Origin of the sequence: Azospirillum sp. A23 (assembly GCF_042938965.1) — a bacterium.
In the GTDB taxonomy this organism is placed as follows: domain Bacteria; phylum Pseudomonadota; class Alphaproteobacteria; order Azospirillales; family Azospirillaceae; genus Azospirillum; species Azospirillum melinis.
In genome coordinates this window covers 1,172,341-1,197,501 of the sequence record NZ_CP170666.1, presented here as the reverse complement: position 1 = coordinate 1,197,501, position 25,161 = coordinate 1,172,341, and the positions used below count along the sequence as shown (strand labels likewise).

General features: G+C 65.2%; 25 protein-coding genes. 16 read left to right on the top strand and 9 right to left on the bottom strand.

Going from position 1 to position 25,161, the window contains the following annotated elements:
* Positions 1-173 precede the first annotated feature (173 nt).
* The 6 genes from torT (at position 174) to ABNQ40_RS14315 (ending at position 8,089) form a co-directional block, all read left to right on the top strand.
* Entirely contained in the window at positions 174-1,274 is a 1,101-nt protein-coding gene (torT, locus tag ABNQ40_RS14340; protein WP_158285489.1) for a TMAO reductase system periplasmic protein TorT, read from the top strand.
* A 98-nt stretch (positions 1,275-1,372) separates the two neighbouring features.
* Positions 1,373-2,848, top strand: a complete 1,476-nt coding sequence (locus ABNQ40_RS14335; protein WP_158285490.1) for a sugar ABC transporter ATP-binding protein — start codon at positions 1,373-1,375, stop codon at positions 2,846-2,848.
* Entirely contained in the window at positions 2,845-3,876 is a 1,032-nt protein-coding gene (locus ABNQ40_RS14330) for an ABC transporter permease (protein WP_109046818.1), read from the top strand. The genes ABNQ40_RS14335 and ABNQ40_RS14330 overlap by 4 nt, the downstream gene beginning before the upstream one ends.
* A gap of 190 nt (positions 3,877-4,066) precedes the next feature.
* Positions 4,067-5,401: an MFS transporter gene (locus ABNQ40_RS14325; protein ID WP_109046819.1), complete on the top strand. Its 1,335-nt coding sequence runs from the start codon at positions 4,067-4,069 to the stop codon at positions 5,399-5,401.
* A 146-nt stretch (positions 5,402-5,547) separates the two neighbouring features.
* Complete coding sequence (locus ABNQ40_RS14320; RefSeq protein ID WP_247879413.1) at positions 5,548-6,936, top strand: amidase; 1,389 nt, start codon at positions 5,548-5,550, stop codon at positions 6,934-6,936.
* Positions 6,937-7,201: 265 nt separating this feature from the next.
* Positions 7,202-8,089, top strand: a complete 888-nt coding sequence (locus ABNQ40_RS14315; protein WP_109046821.1) for an MBL fold metallo-hydrolase — start codon at positions 7,202-7,204, stop codon at positions 8,087-8,089.
* A gap of 116 nt (positions 8,090-8,205) precedes the next feature.
* Here the strand turns inward: ABNQ40_RS14315 and ABNQ40_RS14310 are convergent, their stop codons facing one another.
* The 7 genes from ABNQ40_RS14310 to ABNQ40_RS14280 form a co-directional block, all read right to left on the bottom strand.
* Positions 8,206-9,273, bottom strand: a complete 1,068-nt coding sequence (locus ABNQ40_RS14310) for an NAD(P)-dependent oxidoreductase (RefSeq protein WP_109046822.1) — start codon at positions 9,271-9,273, stop codon at positions 8,206-8,208.
* A gap of 6 nt (positions 9,274-9,279) precedes the next feature.
* A complete protein-coding gene (locus tag ABNQ40_RS14305) occupies positions 9,280-10,059 on the bottom strand; it encodes a glycosyltransferase family 2 protein (protein ID WP_199235171.1) in 780 nt (259 codons plus the stop codon).
* Positions 10,056-10,772, bottom strand: coding sequence for a TIGR04282 family arsenosugar biosynthesis glycosyltransferase (locus tag ABNQ40_RS14300; RefSeq protein WP_109046823.1), 717 nt, complete (start codon positions 10,770-10,772; stop codon positions 10,056-10,058). The genes ABNQ40_RS14305 and ABNQ40_RS14300 overlap by 4 nt, the downstream gene beginning before the upstream one ends.
* Positions 10,769-11,935 (bottom strand): PLP-dependent aspartate aminotransferase family protein, encoded by a 1,167-nt coding sequence (locus tag ABNQ40_RS14295; protein WP_109046824.1) that lies wholly within the window; start codon positions 11,933-11,935, stop codon positions 10,769-10,771. Before ABNQ40_RS14295 ends, ABNQ40_RS14300 begins: the two co-directional genes overlap by 4 nt.
* Positions 11,936-12,087: 152 nt before the next feature.
* Complete coding sequence (locus tag ABNQ40_RS14290; RefSeq protein ID WP_158285491.1) at positions 12,088-14,106, bottom strand: hypothetical protein; 2,019 nt, start codon at positions 14,104-14,106, stop codon at positions 12,088-12,090.
* Positions 14,107-14,129: 23 nt separating this feature from the next.
* Positions 14,130-14,921 carry a molybdopterin-dependent oxidoreductase gene (locus ABNQ40_RS14285; RefSeq protein ID WP_109046928.1) on the bottom strand — a complete coding sequence of 264 codons (792 nt, stop codon included), beginning with the start codon at positions 14,919-14,921 and terminating at the stop codon, positions 14,130-14,132.
* Between the two features lie 12 nt (positions 14,922-14,933).
* Entirely contained in the window at positions 14,934-15,587 is a 654-nt protein-coding gene (locus tag ABNQ40_RS14280) for a cytochrome b/b6 domain-containing protein (RefSeq protein WP_199235172.1), read from the bottom strand.
* Positions 15,588-15,718: 131 nt separating this feature from the next.
* On the opposite strand from ABNQ40_RS14280, the gene ABNQ40_RS14275 reads away from it, so the two are divergent.
* From ABNQ40_RS14275 to ABNQ40_RS14265, 3 genes are all read left to right on the top strand, one after another.
* The gene (locus ABNQ40_RS14275) at positions 15,719-16,192 is read left to right on the top strand and encodes a PRC-barrel domain-containing protein (protein WP_158285492.1); all 474 of its coding nucleotides are present in this window, start codon (positions 15,719-15,721) and stop codon (positions 16,190-16,192) included.
* Positions 16,193-16,553: 361 nt separating this feature from the next.
* Entirely contained in the window at positions 16,554-17,072 is a 519-nt protein-coding gene (locus ABNQ40_RS14270; RefSeq protein WP_391347435.1) for a sigma-70 family RNA polymerase sigma factor, read from the top strand.
* On the top strand, positions 17,069-17,704 hold the full coding sequence (locus ABNQ40_RS14265; RefSeq protein ID WP_109046828.1) for an NrsF family protein: 636 nt from the start codon (positions 17,069-17,071) through the stop codon (positions 17,702-17,704). The genes ABNQ40_RS14270 and ABNQ40_RS14265 overlap by 4 nt, the downstream gene beginning before the upstream one ends.
* A gap of 73 nt (positions 17,705-17,777) precedes the next feature.
* Here ABNQ40_RS14265 and ABNQ40_RS14260 read toward each other — a convergent pair whose 3' ends face one another.
* Positions 17,778-18,455 carry a peroxiredoxin-like family protein gene (locus ABNQ40_RS14260; protein ID WP_109046829.1) on the bottom strand — a complete coding sequence of 226 codons (678 nt, stop codon included), beginning with the start codon at positions 18,453-18,455 and terminating at the stop codon, positions 17,778-17,780.
* Positions 18,456-18,678: 223 nt separating this feature from the next.
* On the opposite strand from ABNQ40_RS14260, the gene ABNQ40_RS14255 reads away from it, so the two are divergent.
* The 3 genes from ABNQ40_RS14255 (at position 18,679) to ABNQ40_RS14245 (ending at position 21,158) form a co-directional block, all read left to right on the top strand.
* Positions 18,679-19,626: a LysR family transcriptional regulator gene (locus ABNQ40_RS14255; RefSeq protein WP_109046830.1), complete on the top strand. Its 948-nt coding sequence runs from the start codon at positions 18,679-18,681 to the stop codon at positions 19,624-19,626.
* Positions 19,627-19,718: 92 nt separating this feature from the next.
* Positions 19,719-20,279 (top strand): carboxymuconolactone decarboxylase family protein, encoded by a 561-nt coding sequence (locus tag ABNQ40_RS14250; RefSeq protein ID WP_109046831.1) that lies wholly within the window; start codon positions 19,719-19,721, stop codon positions 20,277-20,279.
* 72 nt (positions 20,280-20,351) lie between these two features.
* Positions 20,352-21,158 carry an SDR family oxidoreductase gene (locus ABNQ40_RS14245; RefSeq protein WP_109046832.1) on the top strand — a complete coding sequence of 269 codons (807 nt, stop codon included), beginning with the start codon at positions 20,352-20,354 and terminating at the stop codon, positions 21,156-21,158.
* A 54-nt stretch (positions 21,159-21,212) separates the two neighbouring features.
* Here ABNQ40_RS14245 and ABNQ40_RS14240 read toward each other — a convergent pair whose 3' ends face one another.
* Complete coding sequence (locus ABNQ40_RS14240) at positions 21,213-22,151, bottom strand: LysR family transcriptional regulator (RefSeq protein WP_109046833.1); 939 nt, start codon at positions 22,149-22,151, stop codon at positions 21,213-21,215.
* A 143-nt stretch (positions 22,152-22,294) separates the two neighbouring features.
* Here ABNQ40_RS14240 and ABNQ40_RS14235 point away from each other — a divergent pair, with 143 nt between their 5' ends.
* The 4 genes from ABNQ40_RS14235 to ABNQ40_RS14220 are packed head-to-tail and all read left to right on the top strand — an operon-like array spanning position 22,295 to position 25,085.
* Positions 22,295-22,957 carry a peroxiredoxin-like family protein gene (locus tag ABNQ40_RS14235; protein WP_247879415.1) on the top strand — a complete coding sequence of 221 codons (663 nt, stop codon included), beginning with the start codon at positions 22,295-22,297 and terminating at the stop codon, positions 22,955-22,957.
* 53 nt (positions 22,958-23,010) lie between these two features.
* A complete protein-coding gene (locus tag ABNQ40_RS14230) occupies positions 23,011-23,337 on the top strand; it encodes a DUF2282 domain-containing protein (RefSeq protein ID WP_109046835.1) in 327 nt (108 codons plus the stop codon).
* 4 nt (positions 23,338-23,341) lie between these two features.
* Positions 23,342-24,259, top strand: coding sequence for a DUF692 domain-containing protein (locus tag ABNQ40_RS14225; protein ID WP_109046836.1), 918 nt, complete (start codon positions 23,342-23,344; stop codon positions 24,257-24,259).
* Complete coding sequence (locus ABNQ40_RS14220) at positions 24,249-25,085, top strand: DNA-binding domain-containing protein (RefSeq protein ID WP_109046837.1); 837 nt, start codon at positions 24,249-24,251, stop codon at positions 25,083-25,085. Before ABNQ40_RS14225 ends, ABNQ40_RS14220 begins: the two co-directional genes overlap by 11 nt.
* The last annotated feature ends 76 nt before the right edge of the window (positions 25,086-25,161 follow it).

Genomic DNA, 25,161 nt, shown 5'->3' with positions numbered 1-25,161 from the left:
AAGCTCTGATCGGCGGCATGCTCAATCTTTGCCTCGGGTTGATGCATGAGCAGCGGGCCGCCTGGCCCGCAAGAGGCAAAGGGACTTCGCTCGCCCACGCGGATACAGCCGGAAAGGAGCGTCACAACAAGAACATGCTGGGAAACCGGCATTCAACGACTGGACAGGGAACAATGACCTCAAACACGCTGCAGGCGGCGATTTTTCTTGGAGCGGCGGCGATATGCTATCAAGGCGTCTCAGCCGGTGTCGCTTTCGCGGAAGATCCATCAGCCATCTTCTCGAAGCCGATCAAAATATTCATCCCCGACAGGAGCGACGTCAAGAAGGTGTCAGAGTCGGTCTGGCACCCCCCGGCAAAAGCCGAAAAGAAAGGCTATGTGTGCGTCAGCTTTCCGACGATGCAGGACCCTTATTGGATTGCGGCCAATTACGGAATCGTCACTGAAGCAAAACGTCTCGGGGTGCAAGTGGACATCCTGAACGCCGGTTCGTTCAGCAATCTGGGCGCACAGGTCAACCAGTTGAACGACTGCGCGGCCAAGGGAGCCGACGCCGTGCTGGTGGCCCCGATCAGCGCAGAGGGCGTATCCTCAGCGGTGTCCTCTCTGAAGAAGAGCGGTATTCCCGTCATCAACATCATTCCTCGGATCGCCGCCGCCGACAATCTCATGGGCCGTTCGACTTTGGACTATTACCAGGTCGGAATCGCGAGTGCGAAATATCTCAGGGAAAGCATTGGGGACGCACCTGTCAAAGTGGCGCTCCTTCCCGGCCCCGCCGGCGCAGACTGGGCGGCGCGCACGCTCGAAGGATTCAAAGTCGGGATTGCCGATTCAAAGATTGAAATCGTCGCGGTCAAGTACGGCGACACCGACAAGAATACGCAATACAATCTCGTTGCAGATACCCTGAACGCCTTCCCGGACCTGAACTGGGTCATCGGCAACGCCGTCGCCGCGGACGCCGCAAGCGGTGCTGTGAAAGCGGCCGGCCTCTCGGGCAAGGTCAAGATCGGATCGACCTATCAGACGGGACCCGTCAGAGACGGCATCGAGAAAGGCGATATCGAGTGGGCGCTCAGCGACAATGTCGCATTGATGGCGTCGATCGGGCTTGATATGGCGGTCAAGGCGGTCGACGGCACTTTGGAGCCGGGTACCGAGGTGTGGCCTGTTCCGCAGAAGCTGACGAAAGACAACGCCGCTTCCGACGCAGCAATGGCCGGTTTCGCTCCAAACGGCTTCAAGCCGGTGTTTTCGGTGCGGCCATGATGGCGGGCGGATTTCAACGATCGGCCCCCGTCCCTGACCCTTGTCCCGATGCTCTCCTCGAAGCGTGCGACATAGAGAAGAGCTTTCCCGGCGTACGCGTGCTCGACGGCGTTTCATTGGATGTGCGAGCGGGCGAGGTCCACGTCCTTTTCGGCGAAAACGGCGCCGGAAAATCCACGCTGGTGAACATCATCCTCGGAAACTACGCGCCTGAGGGTGGCACGGTCCGTTTCGATGGAAAGGTCCTGCCGGCGGGATCGCCACGCGCGGCGCGTGATGCCGGAATCAGCGTGGTTTTTCAGGAATTGAGTCTGATTCCGACCCTTTCCGCTTGCGCCAATATCTTTCTTGGACGGGAAAAGCGACAGTCGGCATTGCTCGATGAAGGCGCCATGTCGAGGGAAGCCGCGGCGATTTTTGCTCGGCTCGGCATTGCAATCGATCCGCATGCCCTGGTTGCCGGCCTTTCGCGCGCCGAACAGCAGATGGTCGAGATCGCCAAGGCGCTGCAGAACGATCCCCGGCTTCTGATCCTCGATGAACCGACCACCGCCTTCACCGATGTCGAAACCCAAAGACTGTTCGCGATCGTAGCGGAACTCAAGCGCCTCGGTGTCGGCATCATCTACATCACCCACCGCATGGCGGAGATCCAGGCAATCGGAGACCGCATCAGCATATTGCGTGACGGTCGCCGCATCGCCACCAAGCTCGTGTCGGAAACGGATGAAGATGAACTCATCCAGCTCATGACCGGCCGTGAGACGCTGAATGTCTACCCGACAATCGCTTTCAAACCGGCGGATGAAGCCATCGCACTGGAAGGGGCAAGCGCCGCGTCGGGGCGTTTCCAGAATGTGTCGATCAGCGTCCGCGCCGGTGAGATTGTCGGCATAGCCGGGTTGGTCGGTTGTGGCAAGTCGGCGGTCGGCCGCAGCCTGTTCGGCGAAGAGCGGCTGGCGGCCGGCCAGGTGAAGCTTTTTGGCAAGTCTCTGCGATCCCCATCGCCTCAATCGATGCTCGATGCCGGGGTCGTCTACCTGCCGCCCGACAGACGCAGGCAAGGACTCGTTCTCAACAGATCGGTTCGGGAGAATGCGACACTCTCGTGCCTCAACCTACGGTCTTTTGCTTTCGGGCAATGGCTGAGGAAGAAATCCGAAGACGACGCGGTGCAGCGGGTTCTGAACCGCTTGAACCTCACCCCGCCACTTCTCGATCGGAACGTTTCGGCATATTCCGGAGGCAATCAGCAGAAAGTCGTTTTCGCCAGGGCATTCTTGCGTGAAACGAAAGTTCTCATCGTCGACGAGCCGACGGTCGGTGTGGATGTGGGAGCCAGGCTCGAGTTTTACGGGATTCTCAAGCAGCTGTGCGAGGCCGGGGCCGCCATCCTCCTCATATCGTCGGACCTCCCGGAAATCCTTCACCTCACGCACCGGACATACGTCCTGGCCTTCGGCCGACAGACCGCGGAGTTCCAGCAGGAAGAGATCAGCGAAGCGGCGATCTTATCGTCATTTTTCGCGGTCGGTCGGAAAGAAGGCGATACAAAGACAGGAGCGGCGGCATGACGCCTTTGCAGCAAATTTCTCGGCCGGCGCAACCGTTTGCTCTGCGCCGCGTTGCTGACCGGATGCTTTCGCGCCTCAAAACGACCGGCATCATCAGCGCGCTTGTTCTTGTGGTGTTTGCTTTCTTTGCCGTGGCGAATTCCCGGTTCACGAACAGCAATAACCTCATCAATATCCTGAATCAGTCCTCATACCTGATGATCGTGTCACTCGGGCAGGGTCTGGTTCTGATCAGCGGAGGTTTCGACCTGGCGGTTGCCGCCCTGCTCGGCCTCACGAGTGTGGTCTCGGCCACGCTTATGATCGCTCTGGCGGCCAATGGGGTCGATCTCCCGCTTGCCATCGCGATCTCGATCGCAAGCGGCTTGTCGGTCGGACTGACGCTCGGCATGGTGAACGGTGTCGCCGTCGCCTACCTGAATGTTCCATCGTTCATCGTGACTTTGGGCATTGCAGGAATAGCGGCTGGCGCAGGATACCAAATTTCCGGAGGTGCTCCGGTCACCGGTCTTCCCGAGAATTTCATAGCGGTCTTTGGAACGCCCGATCTTCGCAGCATTTCCACATCGGTCTACATCGCTGTGCTCTTCGCCGTTGCTCTGCACCTCACGATGACGCGAACGCGGGCGGGGCGCTACATTTACGCTGTCGGCGGCAATCCTGTCGCTGCGCGATTGTCCGGCATCAATGTCAGGCGCCATATCGTTTTCGTCTTCATGACCAGCGGCATGCTGGCCTCGCTTGCCGGCATCCTCCTGAGCGCACGCGTATCGACCGGCGATACCAACCTGGGCGGAAATTTCGTCCTTCAATCGATCACCGCGGGCGTGCTTGGAGGAATTTCGCTTCGAGGAGGAGAGGGGACGCTTTTCGGTGCAGCCCTCGGCGCCCTCTTCATTGCCGTGCTAAGCAACGGCATGAACCTGGAGAATATTTCCTCCTACTATCAGATGATCATCCTGGGTGGACTTCTTGTTCTGGCCGTCCTTGCTGAACAGCTGCGCCTCCTGATTTCAGGAAAACGATAGGATAGATCGTCACCCTCATGCGTGCCGGCCGAAGTCGGTGCGTATGAATGATCACTGACTTTTTATCGTATTTGTTCGAAACCACCTGAGGTTGTCCAGCGCAAACGGGCAATGGTGGATGGCGTTCGAATTCGCTCGGACCCAAGGCGGACCGATCGCATCGGTTTGCGGACGAGGATGGGAGACAACAATGAAACAGACAAAAAATGCAACGAACTGGAGGTCGCTGAGCGCAATCTCTGTCGGGAATGCGCTGGAGTGGTTCGACTGGACCTTGTATGCGACTTTTTCCTTATACCTGGCCAACAACCTGTTCGACAAAACCGATTCGCGATCAGCGATGCTATCCACGCTCGCAGTCTTCGCGGCCGGCTTTTTCGCGCGACCAGTCGGCGGCCTCGTCTTCGGGCGGCTGGGTGATCGATTGGGCCGCAAAGGAGTTCTGGTCGCTACGATGCTGCTGTTGGCTTTCAGCAGCCTTGGAATTGCGCTTATTCCAACCTACGAAAGCAGTGGATTGTTCGCGTCCTTTGCCCTGCTGGTCTTCCGTATGTTCCAAGGCTTGGCCCACGGTGGAGAAACGGGCGTATCCTATACCTACGTGGCCGAAATCGCACCCAGAAGACATCGAGGCTTGTGGTCGAGTTCCGTCTATGCTGGTGTCATCGTCGGTGTGATAGCCGCTACGCTCGTTGCGGCCGCCCTAACCGCGTTTCTGGATACGGGCGCGATGAACAGCTACGGCTGGCGCATTGGCTTTGCCATCGGCGGCGTTCTCGGCATCTACGCCATCTTCATGCGGAAATCGGTAGAAGAGTCGCACGTCTTCGAGCAACAGGAGAAGGTTGTCGAGAAGAAATTGTCGCGAGGCGACATGTTTCGCATCGCCCGCAACCTCGTCATGCTCAATTGCACGACGAACGTTGCTTATTATACCTGGGTGACGTTCGCACCCGCGACTGCAATTTCCAACGGCATGGATCCCGGCGGAGCCTATCGCGCCAGCTTGCTCGCTATGGCTCTCTGCATATTCTGGCTACCGGTCTGCGGGATGATTTCGGATCGCTTCGGGCGGAAGCCCGTGATGATCGCATGGGGAGTAGCAGTCGTCGCGCTTACTTACCCTATTGCTACAATGGTCACGACGGAACCGCACACTCTGTTCTTTGCCCAGCTAATAGCGCTGGGGGCGTGGGGGTTGATTGCATCAATATTCCCCGCGGTATTGTCGGAACAGGTCCCCACCCAGGCGCGGGCGCAGGGCGTTGGCTTCGTGTCCTCGGTCTCTGTGGCAATTTTTGGGGGAACAGCCCCATATCTCAATGCTTACCTTTCAGACATAGGCCAACAAAATCTCTATCACTACTACGTTATTTTCTTAGGGTTCGTAGCGATTGCCGCAGGATTGATTATCCGCGAAACGGCAGGAGTGGATCTCGCGGAAATCGGCACCTCCAGTGCGCGGGCCGATGGTACCGAAATTGGCGGTTCCAACATGCATGTAACAGAGCTGGTCGAACGGTAACCTCATTCTCATTGGTGCCGAGATCTACAGTCCCGTAAGCCTCGGCCTGTCCAATCTGAACATCCTGACATCCGGAAAAGTAGAGGGAGCGGCACATGTGCTCGAATCCAAATCTATCGTCTTCCCGAACTGGGGAATTATACGCGATGGATGTCGCAACACTTTCTGTGGCTTATCGAAAGCGTGAGCTGTCCCCTGTGGAGGTCGTCTGCTCAGCGCTGGAGCGCGCGGAGGAAATTGCCCATTTGAATGCTTTCACCTTTCTCGATTTCGACAGGGCAATGCGAGCTGCCGAAGCGTCGGAGCGTCGTTGGTGCAAAGGCGAGCCGCGTTCGCTTATCGATGGCGTGCCAACGACGGTCAAAGATATTCTGCATGTCGAGGGTTGGTCGGTCCGTTATGGCAGTCGTGTTACGGATCCCGCCCCGTTCGAAAACGACGCTCCGGCAGTTGAAAGGCTGCGGCAAGCGGGAGCGGTCTTCATTGGGCAAACCACAACTCCCGAATATGGATGGAAAGCTGTCACTGACAGTCCTGCGTTTGGAGTCACCAGAAACCCCTGGAACCCAGAACTGACGCCGGGCGGTTCGTCTGGTGGCGCCGCGGTTGCGGCCGCATGCGGCGCAGGTGTGCTTCACGTCGGCACAGACGGTGGGGGATCGGTGCGAATCCCTGCATCCTTCACCGGCATCGTTGGGCATAAGCCTTCCTACGGTAGGGTGGCATTTTTTCCTCCGAGTTCATTTGGCACCGTTGCCCATGTCGGGCCAATGACACGCACGGTCGCGGATGCCACGGTGATGCTGCAAATCATGTCAGGCAAGGATTTGCGCGACTGGACCCAGCCTCCCATGCCTTTTCCCGATCTCGATGTCTTCGAATACGGTTGGAAAGGAAAGCGGATTGGCTATTGGCGAACACCGTGCGTGGGAGATGTGGATGTCGAGGTGCTGAACGCCGTAGACGGCGTCATTTCCGATCTGCGGAGGGAGGGCGCGCACGTCGAGGAATTGCGTCTTCCCGATCAAGACGATCTGTTGGAAATCTATACACGGCATTGGTGCGTCGGTGCGGCGAACCGCCTCTCGACAATCGACCCCGGACGAATTTCGGAACTCGATCCGGGATTCGTCGCCGCAGCGCAAGTCGGTCAGAAATATAGCGGCGCTCAGAGAATGAGTGCTGAAGCCGGCCGTAGCCGTTTCGGCAGTGCCATGGACGCCTTGCTTTGCGAGTATGATCTCATCGTTTCGCCGACCGTGCCGATCCTGCCTTTCGAAGCAGGGAGGAACACGCCAGACGGCGACAAGCGGAACTGGGTCGAGTGGTCGTCCTTCAGTTTCCCGATCAACTTAAGCCAACAGCCTGCCTGCTCGCTGCCTTGCGGTTTCAGTCATCAAGGGCTTCCAATCGGTCTTCAGATCATAGGGGCCAGAGGAGACGATAGATCCGTTCTCGGCGCCGCACAAACTTATGAAGCAATGTATCGGGACCGGTTCATCCAACCCGGCGGTCGATGGCCCGTAGAGCACTGACAGGGCGATGGAAAGGCCCGAAAGGTCGCATTCTGTAACTTGGTGTTGGGGCTGGTCGGTGCGGCACGGCAACCCCGCGTTTTTGCCGGCGGAGCGGAGCATCAGAAGGTTTGCGGCACGCTCCGCCACCGAAATGGGCAGTCAACGGAAAGCATCGGAGCCTGAAGCTCCGTAACAATCCGGGGGTGGCGGGATCGCCGAACCTGGAATCCCGCCATGCACAGCAAAAACGTGTTCTGAGCGATTCAAATTATGGCAGGAGGAAATGATGTCGCGAAAGCCGCTTGGTCAGGTTCCTGGAATCTATCATCGCGCAATCGGTGATATCGTCGTAACCGCGATTTCCGACGGATATGCCGATGCAGGCATCGAACCTTTGAGGAATATCGATCTTTCTGAAGCTCTGCTGTTGTTCGAGGAAAAGCTTCGTCCGGTCAGACGGGCATCGATCAATTGCTACCTTGTTCACTCGGAAGGACAGATCGCTCTGATCGATACCGGCTGCGGCCCTTATTTCGGCCCGACCGCCGGACAGCTTCAGCGAAACCTCAGCGCCATCGGCATCAGGAGCGATGAAATCGATGCAATACTTCTGACGCACATCCATCCAGATCATTCAGCGGGCTTGACGGACGTGACAGACGGGCGTCGCATCTTCGCGAATGCCAGACTTGCGGTCCACCGGAACGAGTTGGCTCACTGGTTCGATGATGTCGAGATGGCCAAGGCAAGCGACCAGGACCGGCGCTTCTTCTTCGACACCGCTCGCGAGCAAGTCACCCCTTATAAAGACGTCGTTCAAGCTTTCGAAGGTCAGACGGAAGTATTCCCAGGTGTCATGTCCAGGTTCTTGCCGGGGCACACACCTGGGCATTCCGGCTTCATGATCTCATCCAAAGGGGAGGAACTCCTAATTTGGGGTGACACAATTCATATTCCCGAAATACAGATTTCGAGACCGGATGTGACGCTCACATTCGATTGTGATCAGGCGCTCGCTGCAAAGACGAGAGAGGAGCTTTTTGAAGAGATTTCGTCGAGGAAGCTCCTCGTCGCCGGCTCCCACCTCGACTTCCCTGGGTTTTCTCATGTCGTACAGCGGCGTGAGGGCTACCATCTTTTGCCGGAGCCGTGGTCCTACACCATGCGTTAGAGCAGCGCTTCAGCTTTCCGACCAAGCGCTCAACGAGGTTCCGCCGCCGATATGCTGTGTGGTCGAAGTCTGGATTTGCCGGCTGGCCAGGATCAGGCCGGGCACTATGGTGCGGCTCATGGGAGGCGCACCATACCACCGGGAGAAGCAGGATCGAGATGGGCGAGTTCCGCCATGCCCTCGGCGAACTCGATGCGCGGGCGCCAATCGAAGCGGTTGCACAGCCGCGAGGAATCGGCGGTGATGTGGCGCACGTCGCCCAACCGGTACTGCCCCGTCACCACAGGAGGCGGGCCGTTCAGCGCCCTGGACAGCGCCTTGGCCATGTCGCCGACCGTGCGTGGCGTGCCGGATCCCACATTGTAGGCCGCGACCCCGGTCGTCTGTCCTTCGCAGGCGACGACGGTGGCGGAGGCCACATCGCGGACATGCACGAAGTCCCGCCTCTGCCGGCCATCCTCGAAGACACGTGGCGCCTCGCCGCGCCGCAGCGCGGAGGTGAAGATCGAGGCAACGCCGGCATAGGGGGTGTCGCGCGGCATGCCCGGCCCGTAGACGTTGTGATAGCGCATCATCGCGACCGTACCGCCGGTCGACCGCGCCCAGTTGGCGGCGTAGAATTCCTGCGCCGCCTTGCTGGTGGCATAGGCGTTGCGCGGGTCGAACGGCGTGTCCTCGGCCACGAAAAGGCTTTCGAGCGGCTGGCCGCAGAGCGGGCAGGGCGGTTCGAACCGCTGCTGCGCCAGCGCGCTTTCCAGCCGCGGCGCCGGCGGGACCCGTCCATGCTCGGCACACTGGCCGAAGCCCTCGCCATAGACCACCATCGAACTGGCGAGCGTCAGACGGGATACGCCGGCGCGGGCCATCGCCACCAGAAGCTCGGCCGTGCCGACCTCGTTGGAGGAGGCGTAGTCGGGCATGTCGCCGATGGCCACGCCCAGCCCGACCTTGGCGGCGAGATGAACGACGGCGTCGACACCGGCGACGGCCTGGTCGAGAATCGCGGTGTCCCGCAAGTCGCCGATCAATGCCTCGACGCCGGCCGGCGCCGTCCAGGCCGACGGGGTGGGATGCACGTCGGGACGCAGCGAGTCCAGGACGCGCACCTCGTGGTCCCGGCGCAGAAGCTCGGCCAGCACATGCCCGCCGATGAAACCGGCCCCGCCGGTGAGGAGAACGCGCATGCTCTTTTACCTCCGAACCATGGTCTGCGCCGACCGGCCTTCGGCGTCGGCGGGCTTGGCGTCGGCAGGCTTGGCGTCGGCGGGCTGCCGCCACGCAAGGCGGAGGAAGGTGGTCGCGATCTTCCAAGCGGCGGACAGGCTGGCGGCGAGGTCGCCGGACACCTTCGACCGGCCGCCGCGCCGGCACCGGTGAGCGACCGGGATTTCCCGGCAACGCAGGCCGGCCGCCGCCCGCATCTGCATCTCCAGGTTCCAGCCGTAGGTTTCCTCGGTCATGCCCAGCGCGCGCAGGCGGTCGACCCGCATCGCGCGCAAGGGCGACATGTCGGTGAAACGGACCCGGTAGGTCATCCGCAGCAGTGCCCCGGCGATCCGCCCCGCCACGATCTGCTGCGGCGTCATCGAGCCGCGCTCGCGTCGTCCGCACAGGCGCGAGCCCATGACGAAGTCCGCCTCGCCGTCGGCGACCGGCCGGACGACCTGCGGGATGAAGCCGGGCACGTCGCTGCCGTCGCCGTCGAGGAAGCAGACGATCTCCGTTCCGGGCCGGACGGCGGCCAGCCCGGCGGCGCAGGCGCGGCCGTAGCCGCGCGCCGGCTGGGCCACGACACGGGCGCCTGCCGCGGCGGCCCGCTCGGCGGTCCGGTCGGTGGACCCGTTGTCGACGACGATGACCTCGCCGACGCCCTCGGCCATCACCTCCCGCACCACGTCGGCGATGGAGTCCTCCTCGTCGAGGCAGGGGATGACGACGGCCACTGTTTCAAGCGGCTGCGCGCCGCTCATGACGCCATCGCCGTCTGGCGGCGTCGCACGAACGCGCGGGTGCGTGGCGCCTCCTGCACCGGCCGGCCCGGGGGGGAGAAAGGCGGTGGCCGGCCGTCGAGTTCATCCTCCAGCATGGCGTAGGACCGGGCATCGTCCACGTCGTACCAGGGATCGAGCGGTATCACAGGAACGCCGAGCGTGCGCGCCCGCTCAAGCGTCAGACTGTAGACCGTGTCGGTGCTCCAGGGGATGTCCGCGAACAATCCGGGATGGGGCCGCGACAGGCCGATGAGTGTGTAGCCGCCGTCGAGCGCCGGGCTGATGACGGCGTTGTCGCCGGACTTGAGCGCCTGGACCGCGGCGCGGAGGATGTGGCGCGGCAGCGTCGGGCTGTCGGAGTTGACGAGGATGGCGCCGGCATGGCCCTGCGCCAGAAGGTCGGTGATGCCCTGGTCCAGTCGCCGGCCGAGATCCCCCTCGCCCTGGGGGACCAGCCCGAATCCGTCGGGAAGCAACTGCCGCAGCTCCTGTTCGGAGCCGACCGGGGTATAGACCGCATAGCCGGGCGCGTCGCCCCCCTCCGACAGTCCGGCGATGGTCGCGGCCAGATCGGCGATGAAGCAGCCGGAGATTTCGGCACACTCTTCCGGCGGCAAAGGCGGCGACAGCCGGGTCTTGGACTTGCCGGGGCTGGGCGTCTTGCAGATGATGCCCACCGCTATGGTCGTCATGGGTCGGGTCTCCGCCGGAATGAGGGAGGGCTGCTGATCGGTGGACCGGGGGCGAGCGCCTGCTCCAGGTCGCCGAACAGGTCGTCCGGGTCTTCGAGCCCGACCGACAGGCGCAGCAGATCGTCGGGGCAGGGCGACCCCTGGCCCTCGATCGAGGACCGGTGCTCGATGAGGCTTTCGATGCCGCCGAAGGAGGTCGCCCGCCGCCAGAGATGGACATTGGCCGCCACCTTCACCGCCGCTGCCGCCCCGCCCCTGACGCGGATGGACAGCATGCCGCCGAAGCCGCCGGACATCTGGCGGGCGGCGATGGCGTGGCCGGGATGGTCGGCAAGGCCGGGATAGAGCACGGCGGACAGCGCCGGATGGCTGGCCAGCCGGCCGGCCAGGGTTGCGGCGCTGCGGCTCTGCTCGCGCACCCGCAGGTCCAGCGTCCGCAGGCCACGCATCAAGAGCCAGGCGTCGAACGGACCGGGCGTCGTGCCGTGCTGGTCGCGGATGGCCGCGATCCGGTCCCACAAACCCGATGGGGCCGAGGCCGCGAGGGCGCCGGCGACCACATCGGAGTGACCGTTGAGGTATTTGGTCGCGGAATGCATCACGATGTCGGCGCCGCAGTCGAGCGGCCGGGTCAACACCGGCGTCACCGCCGTGGAATCGACGCAGACCAACGCACCCGCGCGGTGCGCAAGTTCAGCGACGGCGGCGATGTCGGTGACGGTCCAGAGCGGGTTGCTCGGCGTTTCGATCCAGACAATGCCGGTGCGGCCCGGCCGGATGGCGCGGCCGACGGCGTCGAGGTCGGCCATGTCGGCGAAGGTCACCTCATGCCCGTAGCGATGGGCCTCGGCGAGCCAGACATGCAGCCCCCAATACATGTGCCGCGGAGCGACGATGTGGGTGGGCGATGCCGCCAGGAACAGGGTGGTGGCGGCCGCCATGCCCGAGCCGAAGAGCAGCGCCTCGCGGGCATGTTCCAGGTCGGCGATCTGACGCTCCGCCTGCTGGACCGACGCGTTGTCCTTGCGCCCGTAGACATGGCCGGAGCTGTAGCCGTTGTCCGCGTCACGCATGTAGGTGGCGCTCACGTCGATGGGCGGCGTCAGCGAGGCGGCCAGAGAACGGCCGGCGCCCAGGGCCCGCGCCGTCAGCGTGCGTGGCATCGGTGTGCGTGGCGTCAAGATTGAGGGCCTCAGGATGTTGCTCCGGTGGTCGCCGATGGGGGTGATCGTGGGCGAAACGGGTGACTTATGGGGGGATACGGTGGTTGGCGGCCTGTCGTTACAGCCCGGTCGGATTTATTTCGGGGTCGTGTTCAGTTGCCTGCCATCCGGGGGCCGGCACTGTAGATCCGCCACAGGCCGGGTTCGGCTTCGGCGAGGCGGTAGAAGGGGCTTGCGGCGAAGGGGTCACGGCTCCAGGCGCCGTCGAAGACCGTGACCACCACCACGTCGCAGCGATGGATCCGCGCGAGCGCCTGGATATCGTCCGGCGTCCCGTCACCGGCGAAAACCCGCCGGAACTGTTCGGCGATGGCCGCCCGCCGCTCGGACGGCAGGGCAGCGAAGGCAATGGCCAGTTCGTTCCCGGCGAAGCAGGAGCGGCGGTCGGCGAACAGCGCCCAGGACAGGTTCACCGGCCAGGGCGTCATGTCGGCGAACAGGGCGGGGTTGCTGGCGACCCGTGCGTCGGGCGGCGCATGGCGCCGGACCGCCTGCCACAGGGCCGGCGACTGTGCGAACGCGGCGGCCGAGGAGGAGGGCCTGCCCACCAGATTCTCGGCGGCGAGGCGCAGCCCGTCGGGCAGTGTCGCCGTCGCGGCGGCCATCGCCAGAACCAGGGGGAGCGCCGCACGCCGCTCCACGCAGCGGGCCAGCCCGGCCCCGGCGGCGACCGTCAGCACCATCAGGCCGGGCAGCACGGCGCGCCAGCCGAGATCGTTGTTCACACCGGTTGTGCTGACGAGCAGCCAGCCCGCGCCGAGGCTGGCTGCCGTCAGGATGGCGAGGGCGCGGATGAGCAGCCCATCCGGCGGCCCATCCGGCCGAGCGTCCGGCCGTGCCGCCATCCGCGCGAGAGCGATGGCCCCCGCGAGATAGACGAGCGGAAACTCGACGACCAGCAGCACCAGCCAGTAGGCCGGCACGTCGAGCACCCGGCCGAGCGGTTGGGGCAAGGCAGGGCCCAGCACTTCGAAGGGATCGATGGTGATGAGACGGCCGCCACCCCGGGCGACGGCGCTGCGATACTGCTCGACAAGCAGCGGGAAGGCGATGGCGACAGCGACGACCGCCGCGATGCCGCCGAGCAGGAGGAAGGTCCCCACCCCGCCGGCCGGGCGGGAGCCGGCCGGGCGGGAGCGTGCCAGGAAAAGAGCGCATCCGGCGGCGGCCAGGACGAAGACCACGCCGCCGACCCAGATCGAACTCTGGTAGGCCGCCGCCGCCAGCAGCGCCAGGGTGACGGTCGCGAGCGCTCCCGGCCGCCGGGCGAGCCGGACCATGGTCATCACCGCCACCACGACGCAGCCCGCGGCCTGGACATGGTGCGGGCTCCAACTCGTCTGGAACAGCCATCCGGCGAGCCCGGTGGCAGGCTGGAGCCAGTGTGCGAGCGTCTCCTCACCGACCATTGCGACCAGGACCGGCCGCAGCGAACCCAGGCCGCTGAGGCCGATCGCGAGGAAGGGGGCGAGGCTGCTGCCGCTGAAGTGACGGGCAAGCCCGGCCATCAGCAGCAGGGTCGAGAAGGCCGTCAGCCAGCTTGCCGCCGCGTCGGCCTCCCAGCCGGTCGCACCGGTGAGTTGGGCAAGCTGTGCGGCGCCGAACTGCCAGAGATAGTAGTAGGCGACCCCGGCCGGCGCCTCCGCCCCGCCATAAACGGGGTTGACCGGCGGAACGCCCTCCCGGACGATCTGGTCGATCAGCGCGATCTTCGCGTGATCGAAGAGTGCCGGCGCCACGGCGACACCGTCGCCGGTGAATTTCGGCAGCACAGCAAGCGCCGGTCCGGTCGCCATGACGGCGGCGGCGAGACAGACCAACAGGGTGAGGAGCGGAATGCGATGGTCGCTCCCGCTCCCACCTCGACGGACGCTCAGGAGCCCGGCCGCACAGATCAGAGCCATGGCGCCGACGGTCGCAACCGGCGAGAATCCGACGACGAGCGAGATCATCAGGGCCAGGGCGTTCTGCACCGCCCAACCCAGGACAGGCGCCAGCGCCAAGGCGACGGCACGGTCGAACGCCAGCGACCGCGCGAGCGCGTAGCCGCTGGCCATCCACAGGACAAGGCCGGTCGCGATGCAGAGGGCGGCGAGGGACAGCGAAGGCACGGTTTATCCGGCTTCCGGCATGGTCAAAGGCCGCTGAACCAGTTGAAGCCCTGCTTCTCCCAGAAACCGGGTGAGTAGCTGTTGGTGACCTCGATGGCACGGATCCATTTCGGGTTCTTGAAGCCGAGCTTCACCGCCGTGCGCAGGCGCAGAGGAAAGCCGAAGGGATCGGTGATCGGCTCGCCCGCGTATTTGGTGGCCAGGATGGTCTGGGGGTGCAGAGCCGAGGGCATGTCGATGCTCTCCATGTAATCGTCGTTCCCGTGGAAGACGACGTATCTGGCGCTCAGGTCCGCCCCCACTCTTGTGAGGAAATCCCGGAGGTTGGGCCCCGACCACTGGCCGATGTAATCCCAGCCCTCGACGCAGATGTGCTTGATGATTTCTTCCTGTTCCGGCAGGGCGTAGATCCGCTCCAGGCTCCAGGGCCGCTTGTCGGCGATCAGGCCGCTCAGCTCCAGGTTCCAGCCGCCGATGTCGACCGGTTTCAGGTCCTCGATCTCGTAATAGGCGTTGAAGCGCGGCGGCTTCACGACCTGGGACGCGGCATAGGTCGGTGCCAGCTTGTTCGGGTCGAACAGCAGGGCCTGGACCCCGTCGTTGAAGCCGGACACTGCCCGGAGAACGGTTTGGACGGCATCGCGGTCGGAGACGTTGCAGCCGGTCAGCATCGTCAGGGCGCCGAGGCTGAGGGTGCCGCGCAGCAGCTTGCGGCGGCCGATCGTCTCGATGAGCTCGCGGTGTTCGGTGAGGACGCTTTGGTCCGGTCCGTGTTGCGGCCGGAAGAGCGAAGTGAACGGGCGGCGCAAAGGCATGGTCGGCATCCGTCACGGGTTCGAGGCTTGGGAGGGCGTCACCGGCATCTCCCGGCCGGCATCGAGGCGCGGCCCTCCGGTCAGCATGCCGAGAAGGGTCCGCGGCACCAGGATCGCCAGCGAGACATGGACCAGGACGAACAGCACGATGGCCGTCATTCCGGCGAAATGGGCCAGACGCGCACCCTGGAAGCCGTAGAAGAGCGACACGAGGAAAGAGAATTGCACCGGCTTCCAGATGGCGAGGCCGGAAACGACCTGAAGCGCCACCACGAGGATCACGCCGACATAGAGACTCTTCTGGACGGCGTTGTAGTGCGTGAGGTCGGCGTGCTTGAGCCGGAATCTCAAGGCGGCCACGGCCTCACGGACCAGTTCACGCGGAGATATGGGCAAGAACAGCCGGCGGAACCGGCCGGACAGGATGCCGTAGGTCAGATAGGCGAGCCCGTTCAGCACCAGGATCCACATGCCCAGGAAATGCCATTGCAGGGCGTGCTGCGCCCATATGCCCAGCACGATCTCCTCGGGGAAATGCAGAAAGCCGAACAGAACCTCGTCGTTGTAGATCTTCCATCCGCTCATGATCATGACGATCATCGCCGCCGCGTTCGTCCAATGCATCAGCCTAACCGCAAGCGGATGCATGAATTTGGAAGATTTCATTTTCGACAATCTCCTTATTTACATCTGAATTATTTTACCACATAAGTCAAATATTGACGTTTATCAGTGGTTGGTCTATTTCTTTGTTCAAATCTTCCGGTTTTCCATGAGGCATCATCATGCGATCCACCATGACTGTCCTTTTTCTCGCTGCGATGACTCCGGGCCTGATCCGAAGCCCGGCCCATGCCGACGATGCCAAGCCCAAGCGAGCGGAGGGAGGAGCCCACACCCAGACGCTGCCCGAGGCTGACAGCTCGACGCCGGAGGAGCGGATGAAGCGGCGCTTCCCGCAGAAAGTCCGGGTCGGCGATCTGCGCGGACTTCCGCTGCTCGACGAGGACGATCGTACGCTTGGCCATGTGACGGAGGTGGTTCGGATGCAGAACGGCAGGATCGTGCTGGTGTCGCGGTGCGACGACTGGTTCGGCCACGGTGGGCGTCTGGTCGGCATCCCCATCGAGACGGTGGCGATCCTCGCGCGGCACCTGAATGTCCTGGACATCCCCAGGAAGGATTTCCCCTCGCTTCCCAACTGGAAAGAGGCGGACGGCGCCGTGATCGCCGATGACGACATCATCCGCATCGCCATCTCCCGCCGTTGAGGACAGGCGTTCCCCGTTGCGCCGTGCGCCATGGATGTTTCCGGTCGGCATTCCCGATCTCCGCGTTCCCTGGGGTGGGGAGACCGGTCCATCATGGCCGGGACTATCCCCCTTCAGGTCCTTACGCAGCGAAGCACGGGTTCGTTACAAAGTTTGCGCGGGCGAAACACATGGACGAGGGACGCGGGACGCCGGATGGCCACGCCGGCCGGCTTTTTGCCGATCACGCCTTTGTGACCGACGGTGATTTCGCGATTCGGACCGGGTGCAATAGAATGAAGCCTCGGCCTGACCGCCATCGCATCCGGACCGGGGGAGGAGCATGTGGGACCAGGGATTGGAGCAAGAATGGGCGGAGCTGATGCGTATGGCGCTCGCCGGCGATTCCGCTGCCTACCGCCAGTTCCTGCTTTGCATCACTCCGCACCTGCGGGCGATGGCGCGGTCACGCTGCCGGGCATTGGGGGCGCCGGACAGCGAGACTGAGGACATCGTGCAGGAGGTTCTGCTGGCGATCCATCTCAAGCGTGGGAGTTGGGATTCGTCACGGCCGATCGGTCCCTGGATCGGGGCGATCGTCCGCAATAAGATCATCGATGCGCTGCGCCGGCGGGGCCGGCGGACGAATGTGCCGATCGAGGACGTCATGGATACGTTAGCGGCCGAGGAGCAGGCCGGGGGCTTGGTGCAGCTGGACATCGACAGCCATCTGGCCACCCTGAAGCGGCGCCAGCAGGACATCGTCCGCTCGATCTCGATCGATGGCGACAGCATCCGCGAAACGGCCAACCGCTTCAAGATGACCGAGGGCGCAGTGCGCGTCGCGCTGCACCGGGCGCTGAAGTCCCTGGCGCAGCTGTGCCGGATCCAGTCGACATGAGGACGGAGGATTTGATCGACCGGCTGGCGCTCGACCCGCCGCCGCGTTTCGGCTTCGGTACGGCCTTCCTGACGGCGACCCTGTTGGGCATTCTCGTTGCCGGCGCCATCTTCCTCGCCGTGATCGGGGTCCGCCCGGACATCGGACGGGCGGCGGAGAGCGCAAGTTTCCTGTTCAAGTTTGTCGCGACGATGCCGTTGGCCCTGGGTGCCCTGGGCGTCGCCCTGCGCCTGAGCCGGCCGGGAATGGCGGCTGGCGGTTGGCGGCTGGTGCTTGGCGCCGTTCCGGTCCTCCTGGCGGCTGCGGTCGCGTTGGAGCTTCATCAGGTCCCGGCGAACCTTTGGCAGTCGCGCCTCGTCGGTTCCAACGCCGGCTTCTGCCTGATCCTGATCCCTCTGATGGCCATTGGGCCGCTTGCCCTCCTGATCGGCGTGATGCGGCGCGGCGCTCCGGAACGGCCGGGGCTGGCGGGCGGGTTCGCCGGTCTGGCAGCGGGCGGCATCGCAGCCACCTTCTATGCGATGCACTGCCCCGACGACAGCCCGCTTTTCGTGGCGGCTTGGTATTCCGCCGCCATCCTCGTCATGGGGGTTGCGGGCTGTCTCGCCGGACGTCGGTTCCTGAAATGGTGAACCGCAATGGCGGTTCTGCGCAGGCACCCGGCTTGTTTCGTCGCTTAAAGGACGAGGTTGCGATCGCCGGAGATCACACGGCCACCGTCCGGCTGGCGCCGCGCAGGGCCGGCAGCATGTCCTCGGGTTCGGGGCGGCGGGTGTAGTCCGGATTGACCTCGGCGTAGAGGATCGTGCCGTCCTGGCCGATGACGAAGCGGGCCGGCATCGGCAGGGTCCAGCTCGGGTCGCCGTTGAATGCCGGCAGGTCGTTCTTCAGCCCCTTGTAGAGTTCGACCAGATAATCGGGCAGCGCAAAGCGCAGGCCGAACGCGGCGGCGACGTCGTTGTGCGGATCCGACAGGATCGGGAAGCCGAGCGCGTTCTGGCGCACCGACTTGCGGCTGTTCGGGGCCGTCTGCGGCGAAATGGCGAGCAGGTTTGCTCCGAGCGATTGGAAGGTGGGGAGCGCCGCCTGCAATGCCTGGAGTTCCATGTTGCAGTAGGGGCACCAGACGCCGCGGTAGAAGCTGACCACCAGCGGCCCCTCCGCCAGCAGGGCGGCGGACGACACCGCCTTGCCGTCGGGGTCGTTCAACGTGAAGGCGGGGGCCTTGTCCCCGGCCTTGAGCGCACGGCCGGCGGCGTCCGAGGCGATCAGTTCGGCGGTGGCGCGGTGCATCGTCTCGATCACCGGGCGGGGGACATTGTAGGGCGGCTTGCCCGCCTGGAAATCGGCCTTGAAGGCGTCGAGCCTGTCCTGGAGCGACATGGGAATCTCCGTCGTCGTAGGGAATGAAGGGAAATGCGGATCGACCGTTCGCGGTGGTGGAGCGGGCGAGCTGCTGGCCGGCGGGCACGATCTCGTTGACGGCTCCCCAGCCCTTCGCGGTCTTCCCTTGCAGCGTCGCCGCCGATGGGAGAGTTATCGCCATTCCAATCTCCGGGCGGCAGACCGGCCGGAGCGATAACGGGAATTCCTGTCAGGAATAACGATGGACCGATTGCAGGCGATGGCCAGCTTCGTGCGGGTGGTGGAGACCGGCTCCTTCTCGGGCGCCGCCCGGCAGTTGGGGGTGGGGCAGCCGGCCATCTCCAAGACAATCGCGCAGCTGGAGGAGCGGCTGCAGGTGCGCCTGCTGCTGCGGTCGACGCATGGCCTGACGCCCACCGAAGCGGGGCTGCGCTTTTATGAGCGCGCCCGGCTCGCCATCCGGGAGGCCGATGAAGCGGAACTGGAGGCGCGGGGCGCCGGTGCCGGGCTGTCGGGCCGGCTGCGCATCTCCGCCGCGACCACCTTCGCCCGGCTGCTGATCGTGCCGCGCCTGCCCGAATTCCTGAGCCGCCATCCGGACCTGGACATGGAGGTGATCCTGGACGACCGGGTGATCGATCTGGTTTCCGAGGGGATCGACGTCGCGCTGCGCATGGGCACGCTGTCGGATTCGACGGCGGTGGCGCGTCGGATTGCCAGCGGTGGCCGCTCGGTCGTGGCGACGCCCGCCTATCTTGCCCGCGCGGGCGTGCCGCGGACCCCGGCCGATCTCGCCGATCATGATGCGGTGGTCTATAGCCAGCTCAGCAACGGCTGGGCATTCCGGCAGGGCGGGACCGAAGCGTCGGTCGTGGTGCGCGGCCGCCTGCGGGTCAGCGCGGCGGAAGGGATCCGGGCGGCGGTTCTGGCCGATCTGGGGCTGGCGGTCGCGTCCGACTGGATGTTCGGTCCCGAGCTTGCCGACGGGTCGGTGCGGCGCGTGCTGGAAGACTGGACGCTGCCGCCGATCGACCTGTGGGCGGTGTTTCCCACCGGGCGGCTGGCCAGCACCAAGGCGCGCGCCTTTGCGGAGTTCGTCGCGGGGATTGTGAATGGAGATGGCGCGCCGGTTGAGGATGCGGACTTGGGTGGACGCCAGTCCCAGCAGGATCATTCCCAGGAGGCATAGGCATTAGTCGCGCAGCCCGCCTACGCGCCGCCCCTGCAATGGGTCAGGGTCCGACCTGTCGAACGCAACCGACGGAACAAGGAACCGCCACCATGACCCAGTTCACCAGCCACACCCTCGACACCGCCCCGGATGCAGCAAAGCCGATTTTCGAGGGCGTGAAGGCCGCTTTCGGCTTCGTGCCCAACCTGCAGTCCTATATGGCGGAATCGCCGGAACTGCTGGCCGGCTACACGGCGCTGTGGGACCTGTTCTCCAAGACCACGCTCACCACGCATGAGCAGCAGGTCGTCTATCTGACCGCCAATTTCGAGAACGAGTGCCGCTACTGCATGGCCGGCCACACCACGCTCGCCCGGATGCAGAAGATGGGCGAGGACGTGATCGCCGCGCTGCGCGCCGGCAGCGAACTGCCCGACGCCCGGCTGGAGGCGCTGCACCGCTTCGCCACGCTCGTGGTGCGCAATCGCGGCTGGGTCGCCGACGCGGACGTCGATGCCTTCCTGGCCGCCGGCTTCACCCGCCGCAACGTGCTGGAGGTGGTGCTTGGCGTCGCCACCAAGGTGATGAGCAACTACACCAACCACATCACCCACACGCCGCTCGACGCCTTCATGAAGGGCAACGAGTGGAGCAAGCCCGCCGTCGCCTGACATGAGGCACAGCGCTGTTCCTGTCCCCAGCCGACAGGTCCCATTCCCACAATCGATCCATACGGAGCTGACATGATTCTCTCTGGGAAACGCGCGCTGATCACCGGCGGCTCCAGCGGCATCGGCTTTGCTGCTGCCCAGGCGCTCGGCGAGAAGGGGGTGGCCCTTGCCATCACCGGCCGGCGCCCCGACCGGTTGGCTGCCGCGGTCGATGCCTTGCGGAAGGCTGGAACGTCGGTGAGCGGCATCGTGGCCGACGTCGCCACCACCGAGGGGCGTCGGCAGACGCTCGACCAGGCGCTCGGCGCATTGGGCGGGCTCGACATCCTGGTCAACAACGCCGGCGGCGTCCGTGCCGGGCGGCTGGAGCATGTCGCGGAAGAAGACATTCTTGCGATGATCGCCGTCGATCTGATCGCACCGATCCTGCTGACGCGGGCCGCTCTTCCAGCGCTGCGCACCAGCGGCGAGGGGATGGTCGTGAATGTTTCGTCGGGCCTGGGGCTCGTCGGCGCGCCATTCTACGCCACTTATGCCGGCGCCAAGGCCGGTCTGGCACGATTCGGCGAGGCCTTGCGCCGTGAACTGAAAGGCGAGGGCGTCCATGTACTGACCGTTTATCCCAGCGCCACGGACACCCCGATGATGGCGTCGAACACTGCCGGCCCGGAGTTGGGCTTCAGCCGAGAGAGCGCGGAAGCCGTGGCCGCGGCCATCGTGGCAGGGGTCGAAGCGGAGGCGCTGGAGGTGATCCGCGGCGGCGAAGCACGGGCAGCGATGATCGCGCTCAACCGGGACGACCCGCTGGCCATCGATGCGCGCTTCCTCGACCTCAAGGCCCGCCTTGAGGTGGCAGTGAAGGGGCATGCCGCCCTGTAGGTGAGGATCGGCAGCGGGGGTGGCGCTCAGGCTGCTCCCCGGCCTGTTGCAGTCTCAAGCGCTGGAGGTGTCGATCAGGTCGGCTGATTCCGGCAGGTCGGCTGATTCCGGTTTGTTCAATCCGGTGAGCAGATGCTCGATGAAGCTGCGCACCTTCGGCGAGATGTGGCGGGTCGCCGGGTAGACGACATGGATGGCCTCGTCCGTCACCTCCAGTTCGGACAGGAGCGGGACGAGGCGGCCGGCGCGGATGTCCTCCTCGACGATGAAGTCGGCCAGCCGCGCCAGCCCCAGCCCGCCCACCGCGGCATGGCGCAGCAGCCACAGGCTGTCGGCCTGGAAACTGCCGGACGGCCGCAGGATCTCGCGCCGCTCGCCGACCATGAACTCCCATTCCGTCCGTCCGGAACCCGACAGCAGCGTCAGGCACTCATGACGGACGAGATCGGCCGGCGACTGTGGTACGCCACGCCGCTCCAGATAGTCCGGACTGGCCACCACATGGCGGCGCAACGGCCGCAGCCGGCGGGCGATCAGGTTGGAGTCGGCCAGCCGTCCGGCGCGGATCGCCAGATCGAACCCCTCCTCGACCAGCCGTTGCACGCGGTCGTTCAGGCTGACCTCCAGCGACACGCCGGGGTAACGGCGCAGATACGAGGCTAGCAGCGGCGCCACCCGCATCTGCCCGAACAGCACCGGCATGGTGATGCGCAAGGTGCCGCGCGGCTCCTCGCCCATCTCGGTCAGCGACTGTTCCGCTTCGTCCAACGCCGCCAGGATGGCGCGGGCCCGCAGGCAGAAGGTGGCGCCGGCGTCGGTCAGCGCGATCCGCCGCGTCGTGCGCGCCAGCAGGCGGGTGCCCAGCCGGTTCTCCATCTGGGCGATGCGCCGGCTGATCGCCGACGCGGAGAGACCCAGACGCTCCGCCGCCGCAGACAGGCTGCCGCAGTCCACCACCTCGACCAGCACCGTCAGATCATCCAGCCGGTCCATGCCGTCCTCCGCACCCTGCCATATCATGTCCCCAGGCGCATTCTTGCATTCTGCGCAAAGATATTGTGCGTGTCCCCTTATGTTTCGCAAATCCGGCTTTTGACAGGATCGGGGCAACGGACACGCCGACAGGGAAATGCCCGATGCGTCTTCAACGCCAACTCCGCAGCATCCGGGCGCAGACCGGGAAAACCCTGCCGGGGGTGCTTGCGATGATGGACCGGGTGGTCGCCGATCTGAAGGCGCGCGGGGTCGAGCTGGGGGCGTTGCGCCCCGGACTTCAGGCCCCCGACTTCGCCCTGCCGAACCATCTGGGCCGCACGGTCTCCCTCTACGAGACGCTGGAACGGGGGCCGGTCATCCTGCTGTTCTATCGCGGCGAATGGTGTCCCTATTGTTGCGCCCAGCTCAGGGCCATGCAGCTGGCGCTGCCGCAATTGACCGCCGGGGGCACCCGGCTGGTGGCGGTGTCGCCCGAATTGCCCGACCACAGCCTGACGCTGGCGGAGCGCAACGCGCTGGATTTCGACATCCTGTCCGACCAGGGGGCGATGGTGGCCCGCAGCTACGGCCTCGTCTTCCGTGTGCCGGACGAGCTGCGGGACCTCTACCGCGACCGCGGCCTCGACCTCAACGCCCGCCAGGGCCGTCCGCCCGGAGAGCCCTGGCAGCTGCCGATCCCGGCGACCTACCTGCTGTCGCCAAGCGGCGTCGTGCGCTTCGCCGCCATCGACGCCGACTTCACCCAACGCCCGGAGCCGCAGGCGCTCGTCGATCTGCTGCACGACCGCGTCCCGGCGTCCTGACCGGCGCTCACCTTTTCAAAACCCCAGTCATCCCGCAACGGAGGAGCACGACCATGACCGCCACCAAGACCCCCGCGAAGACCCCCGCGAAGACGTTGGCCCTGCTCCCGATCGCCGGCGCCCTGGCCGGTGCGCTTACCGGTGCCCTGGCCCTGATGGCCGGCCCGGCCGCCGCGCAGTCCAACATGGAGAAATGCTATGGCATCTCCAAGCCGGGCGAGAATGGCTGCGCCCATGCCAAGGGCCTGCATTCCTGCGCCGGCAACAGCAACCTGACCTTTGACGGCGGCGACTGGAAGCTGGTGAAGGCCGGCACCTGTGCCGAGGAAATGGGATCGCTGAAGCCGTTCGACGGCGCCAACACGAAGAAGAAGGGCTGAGGCGATGGCCGCGGCGGCGCCCTCCACGCTCCCCCGGCCGGTGCCGGTCGCCGCCGGCATCGGCCTGCGCGAGCCGCATCGGGAGGCGTTCGTCGCGGCCGGCTGTCCCATCCCCTGTCCCATCCCCTGGGTCGAGATCCATCCGGAAAACTATCTGGTTCCCGGCGGGCCGCGTCTTGCCGGCATTTTGCGGGTCCGCCGCGACATGGCCGTAAGCTGCCACGGCGTCGGCCTGTCGCTGGGCAGTGCCGGCGGTCTCGACCCCGACCATCTGATGCGGCTGCGCGCCCTCTACGACCGGCTGGAGCCGGGGCTGATCTCCGAACATCTGTCCTGGAGCGTCACCGACGCCACCTACCTCAACGACCTGCTGCCGCTGCCCTACACCGAGGACAGCCTGGACCGGGTCCGCCGCAACATCGACCACGCCCAGGACGCTTTCGGCCGGCGCATCCTGGTCGAGAATCCGGCGGCCTGCCTCGCCTTCGCCGACAGCGCCATTCCCGAAGCCGAATTCCTGGCGGAACTGGCCGCCCGCACCGGCTGCGGCCTGCTGCTCGACGTCAACAACCTCTACGTCTCGTCGGTCAATCTCGGCTTCGATCCGACGGCGTGGCTCGACGCCATCCCGGCCGAGGCGGTCGGTGAACTGCATCTGGCCGGTCATGCCCGCGTGACACTCGGCGGCGAGGAGTTGCTGATCGACGACCATGGCAGCACGGTCGGCGAGCCTGTGATGGCGCTCTGTGCCGAGGTGCTGGACCGCATCGGGCCACGGCCGGTGCTGGTCGAATGGGACAACGACCTGCCGCCGCTCGACGGTCTGCTGGCCGAGGCGGGCAGGGCGCAGCGGCTGCTCGATGCCCGGATGCGGCCTGTCGAAATGCCGGCCAGGATCGTGGAGGACCATTGTGCCGGCTGACGCGAAACTTGCTGGTTTTCAGCGCGACTTCGCCGCCTATCTGCTGCGCGGCGATCCGGCGGTCGCCGCGGCCCTGCGCCCGGATTTGCCGGCCGGGCGGCTGGCGGTCTACCGCAACACGGTGATGGGGTCGCTGGTCGCCGTTCTCGGTCATGCCCACCCCACTCTGCGCCGGGCGCTATCCAAACAATTGGGCGAGCAGCCCTTCACCATGCTCGCCTGCCGTTTCGCGGCGGAGGCGCCGCCCCGCCTGCCAATGCTGTGGAGCTACGGCGCCGGCTTCGCCGATTGGCTTGCCGACCCGGAACCGGCCGCCGAAATCCCGGCTTGGGCGCCCGACCTCGCCCGGCTCGACTGGGCGATGCACGAGGCGCTGTTCGCCGCCGACGCCGAACCGCTCGACCTCGCCCGGCTCGCCGCCATCCCGCCGGACCAGGCGGGCTCCCTGCGGCTGGCACCGCACCCCTCGCTGCGGCTGGTGCGGTCGGGCTGGAACATCCATGCGCTGTGGAAGGATGCCGACGCCACACCGGCGCCCCTGCCGGAAGCGGTCCTGATCGGCCGCGTCCCCGGCGACGGAGACGGTTGCGGCGAAGGCGAGGTGCGCTGCACCCGGCTGACCGCGGCCGACGGCGCGCTCGCCGCCGGGCTGCTGGCCGGCGCCACCCTGGACGAGGCCACTGCGGACGAGGCCACCGCGGACGAGGCCGCCGCCGGCGCCAACCTCCAATCCCTGCTGGCGCTGCTGTTGCAGAACCGGCTGCTGGCCGGCTTCGCGCTGGACCGGCGCCCCTCCCTCACCGGACGCGAAGGGAACGACCCATGACGTCATCGCCCGCAAGTCCCCGGACGCCTTCCTGGGCGCAGCACCCCGCCCGGCTCGCCCGGCTGCCGGACCTCCG

Coding starts and splice junctions, on each gene's coding strand:
- ABNQ40_RS14265 (WP_109046828.1), top strand. CDS start 17,069: ATGAGGACGGAGGATTTGATCGACCGGCTGGCGCTCGACCCGCCGCCG.
- ABNQ40_RS14225 (WP_109046836.1), top strand. CDS start 23,342: ATGGCCGCGGCGGCGCCCTCCACGCTCCCCCGGCCGGTGCCGGTCGCC.
- ABNQ40_RS14295 (WP_109046824.1), bottom strand. CDS start 11,935: ATGCCACGCACGCTGACGGCGCGGGCCCTGGGCGCCGGCCGTTCTCTG.
- ABNQ40_RS14280 (WP_199235172.1), bottom strand. CDS start 15,587: ATGAAATCTTCCAAATTCATGCATCCGCTTGCGGTTAGGCTGATGCAT.
- ABNQ40_RS14235 (WP_247879415.1), top strand. CDS start 22,295: ATGCGTCTTCAACGCCAACTCCGCAGCATCCGGGCGCAGACCGGGAAA.
- ABNQ40_RS14285 (WP_109046928.1), bottom strand. CDS start 14,921: ATGCCTTTGCGCCGCCCGTTCACTTCGCTCTTCCGGCCGCAACACGGA.
- ABNQ40_RS14325 (WP_109046819.1), top strand. CDS start 4,067: ATGAAACAGACAAAAAATGCAACGAACTGGAGGTCGCTGAGCGCAATC.
- ABNQ40_RS14330 (WP_109046818.1), top strand. CDS start 2,845: ATGACGCCTTTGCAGCAAATTTCTCGGCCGGCGCAACCGTTTGCTCTG.
- torT (WP_158285489.1), top strand. CDS start 174: ATGACCTCAAACACGCTGCAGGCGGCGATTTTTCTTGGAGCGGCGGCG.
- ABNQ40_RS14300 (WP_109046823.1), bottom strand. CDS start 10,772: ATGACGACCATAGCGGTGGGCATCATCTGCAAGACGCCCAGCCCCGGC.
- ABNQ40_RS14245 (WP_109046832.1), top strand. CDS start 20,352: ATGATTCTCTCTGGGAAACGCGCGCTGATCACCGGCGGCTCCAGCGGC.
- ABNQ40_RS14320 (WP_247879413.1), top strand. CDS start 5,548: ATGGATGTCGCAACACTTTCTGTGGCTTATCGAAAGCGTGAGCTGTCC.
- ABNQ40_RS14315 (WP_109046821.1), top strand. CDS start 7,202: ATGATGTCGCGAAAGCCGCTTGGTCAGGTTCCTGGAATCTATCATCGC.
- ABNQ40_RS14310 (WP_109046822.1), bottom strand. CDS start 9,273: ATGCGCGTTCTCCTCACCGGCGGGGCCGGTTTCATCGGCGGGCATGTG.
- ABNQ40_RS14255 (WP_109046830.1), top strand. CDS start 18,679: ATGGACCGATTGCAGGCGATGGCCAGCTTCGTGCGGGTGGTGGAGACC.
- ABNQ40_RS14260 (WP_109046829.1), bottom strand. CDS start 18,455: ATGTCGCTCCAGGACAGGCTCGACGCCTTCAAGGCCGATTTCCAGGCG.
- ABNQ40_RS14305 (WP_199235171.1), bottom strand. CDS start 10,059: ATGAGCGGCGCGCAGCCGCTTGAAACAGTGGCCGTCGTCATCCCCTGC.
- ABNQ40_RS14250 (WP_109046831.1), top strand. CDS start 19,719: ATGACCCAGTTCACCAGCCACACCCTCGACACCGCCCCGGATGCAGCA.
- ABNQ40_RS14240 (WP_109046833.1), bottom strand. CDS start 22,151: ATGGACCGGCTGGATGATCTGACGGTGCTGGTCGAGGTGGTGGACTGC.
- ABNQ40_RS14230 (WP_109046835.1), top strand. CDS start 23,011: ATGACCGCCACCAAGACCCCCGCGAAGACCCCCGCGAAGACGTTGGCC.
- ABNQ40_RS14270 (WP_391347435.1), top strand. CDS start 16,554: ATGCGTATGGCGCTCGCCGGCGATTCCGCTGCCTACCGCCAGTTCCTG.
- ABNQ40_RS14275 (WP_158285492.1), top strand. CDS start 15,719: ATGACTGTCCTTTTTCTCGCTGCGATGACTCCGGGCCTGATCCGAAGC.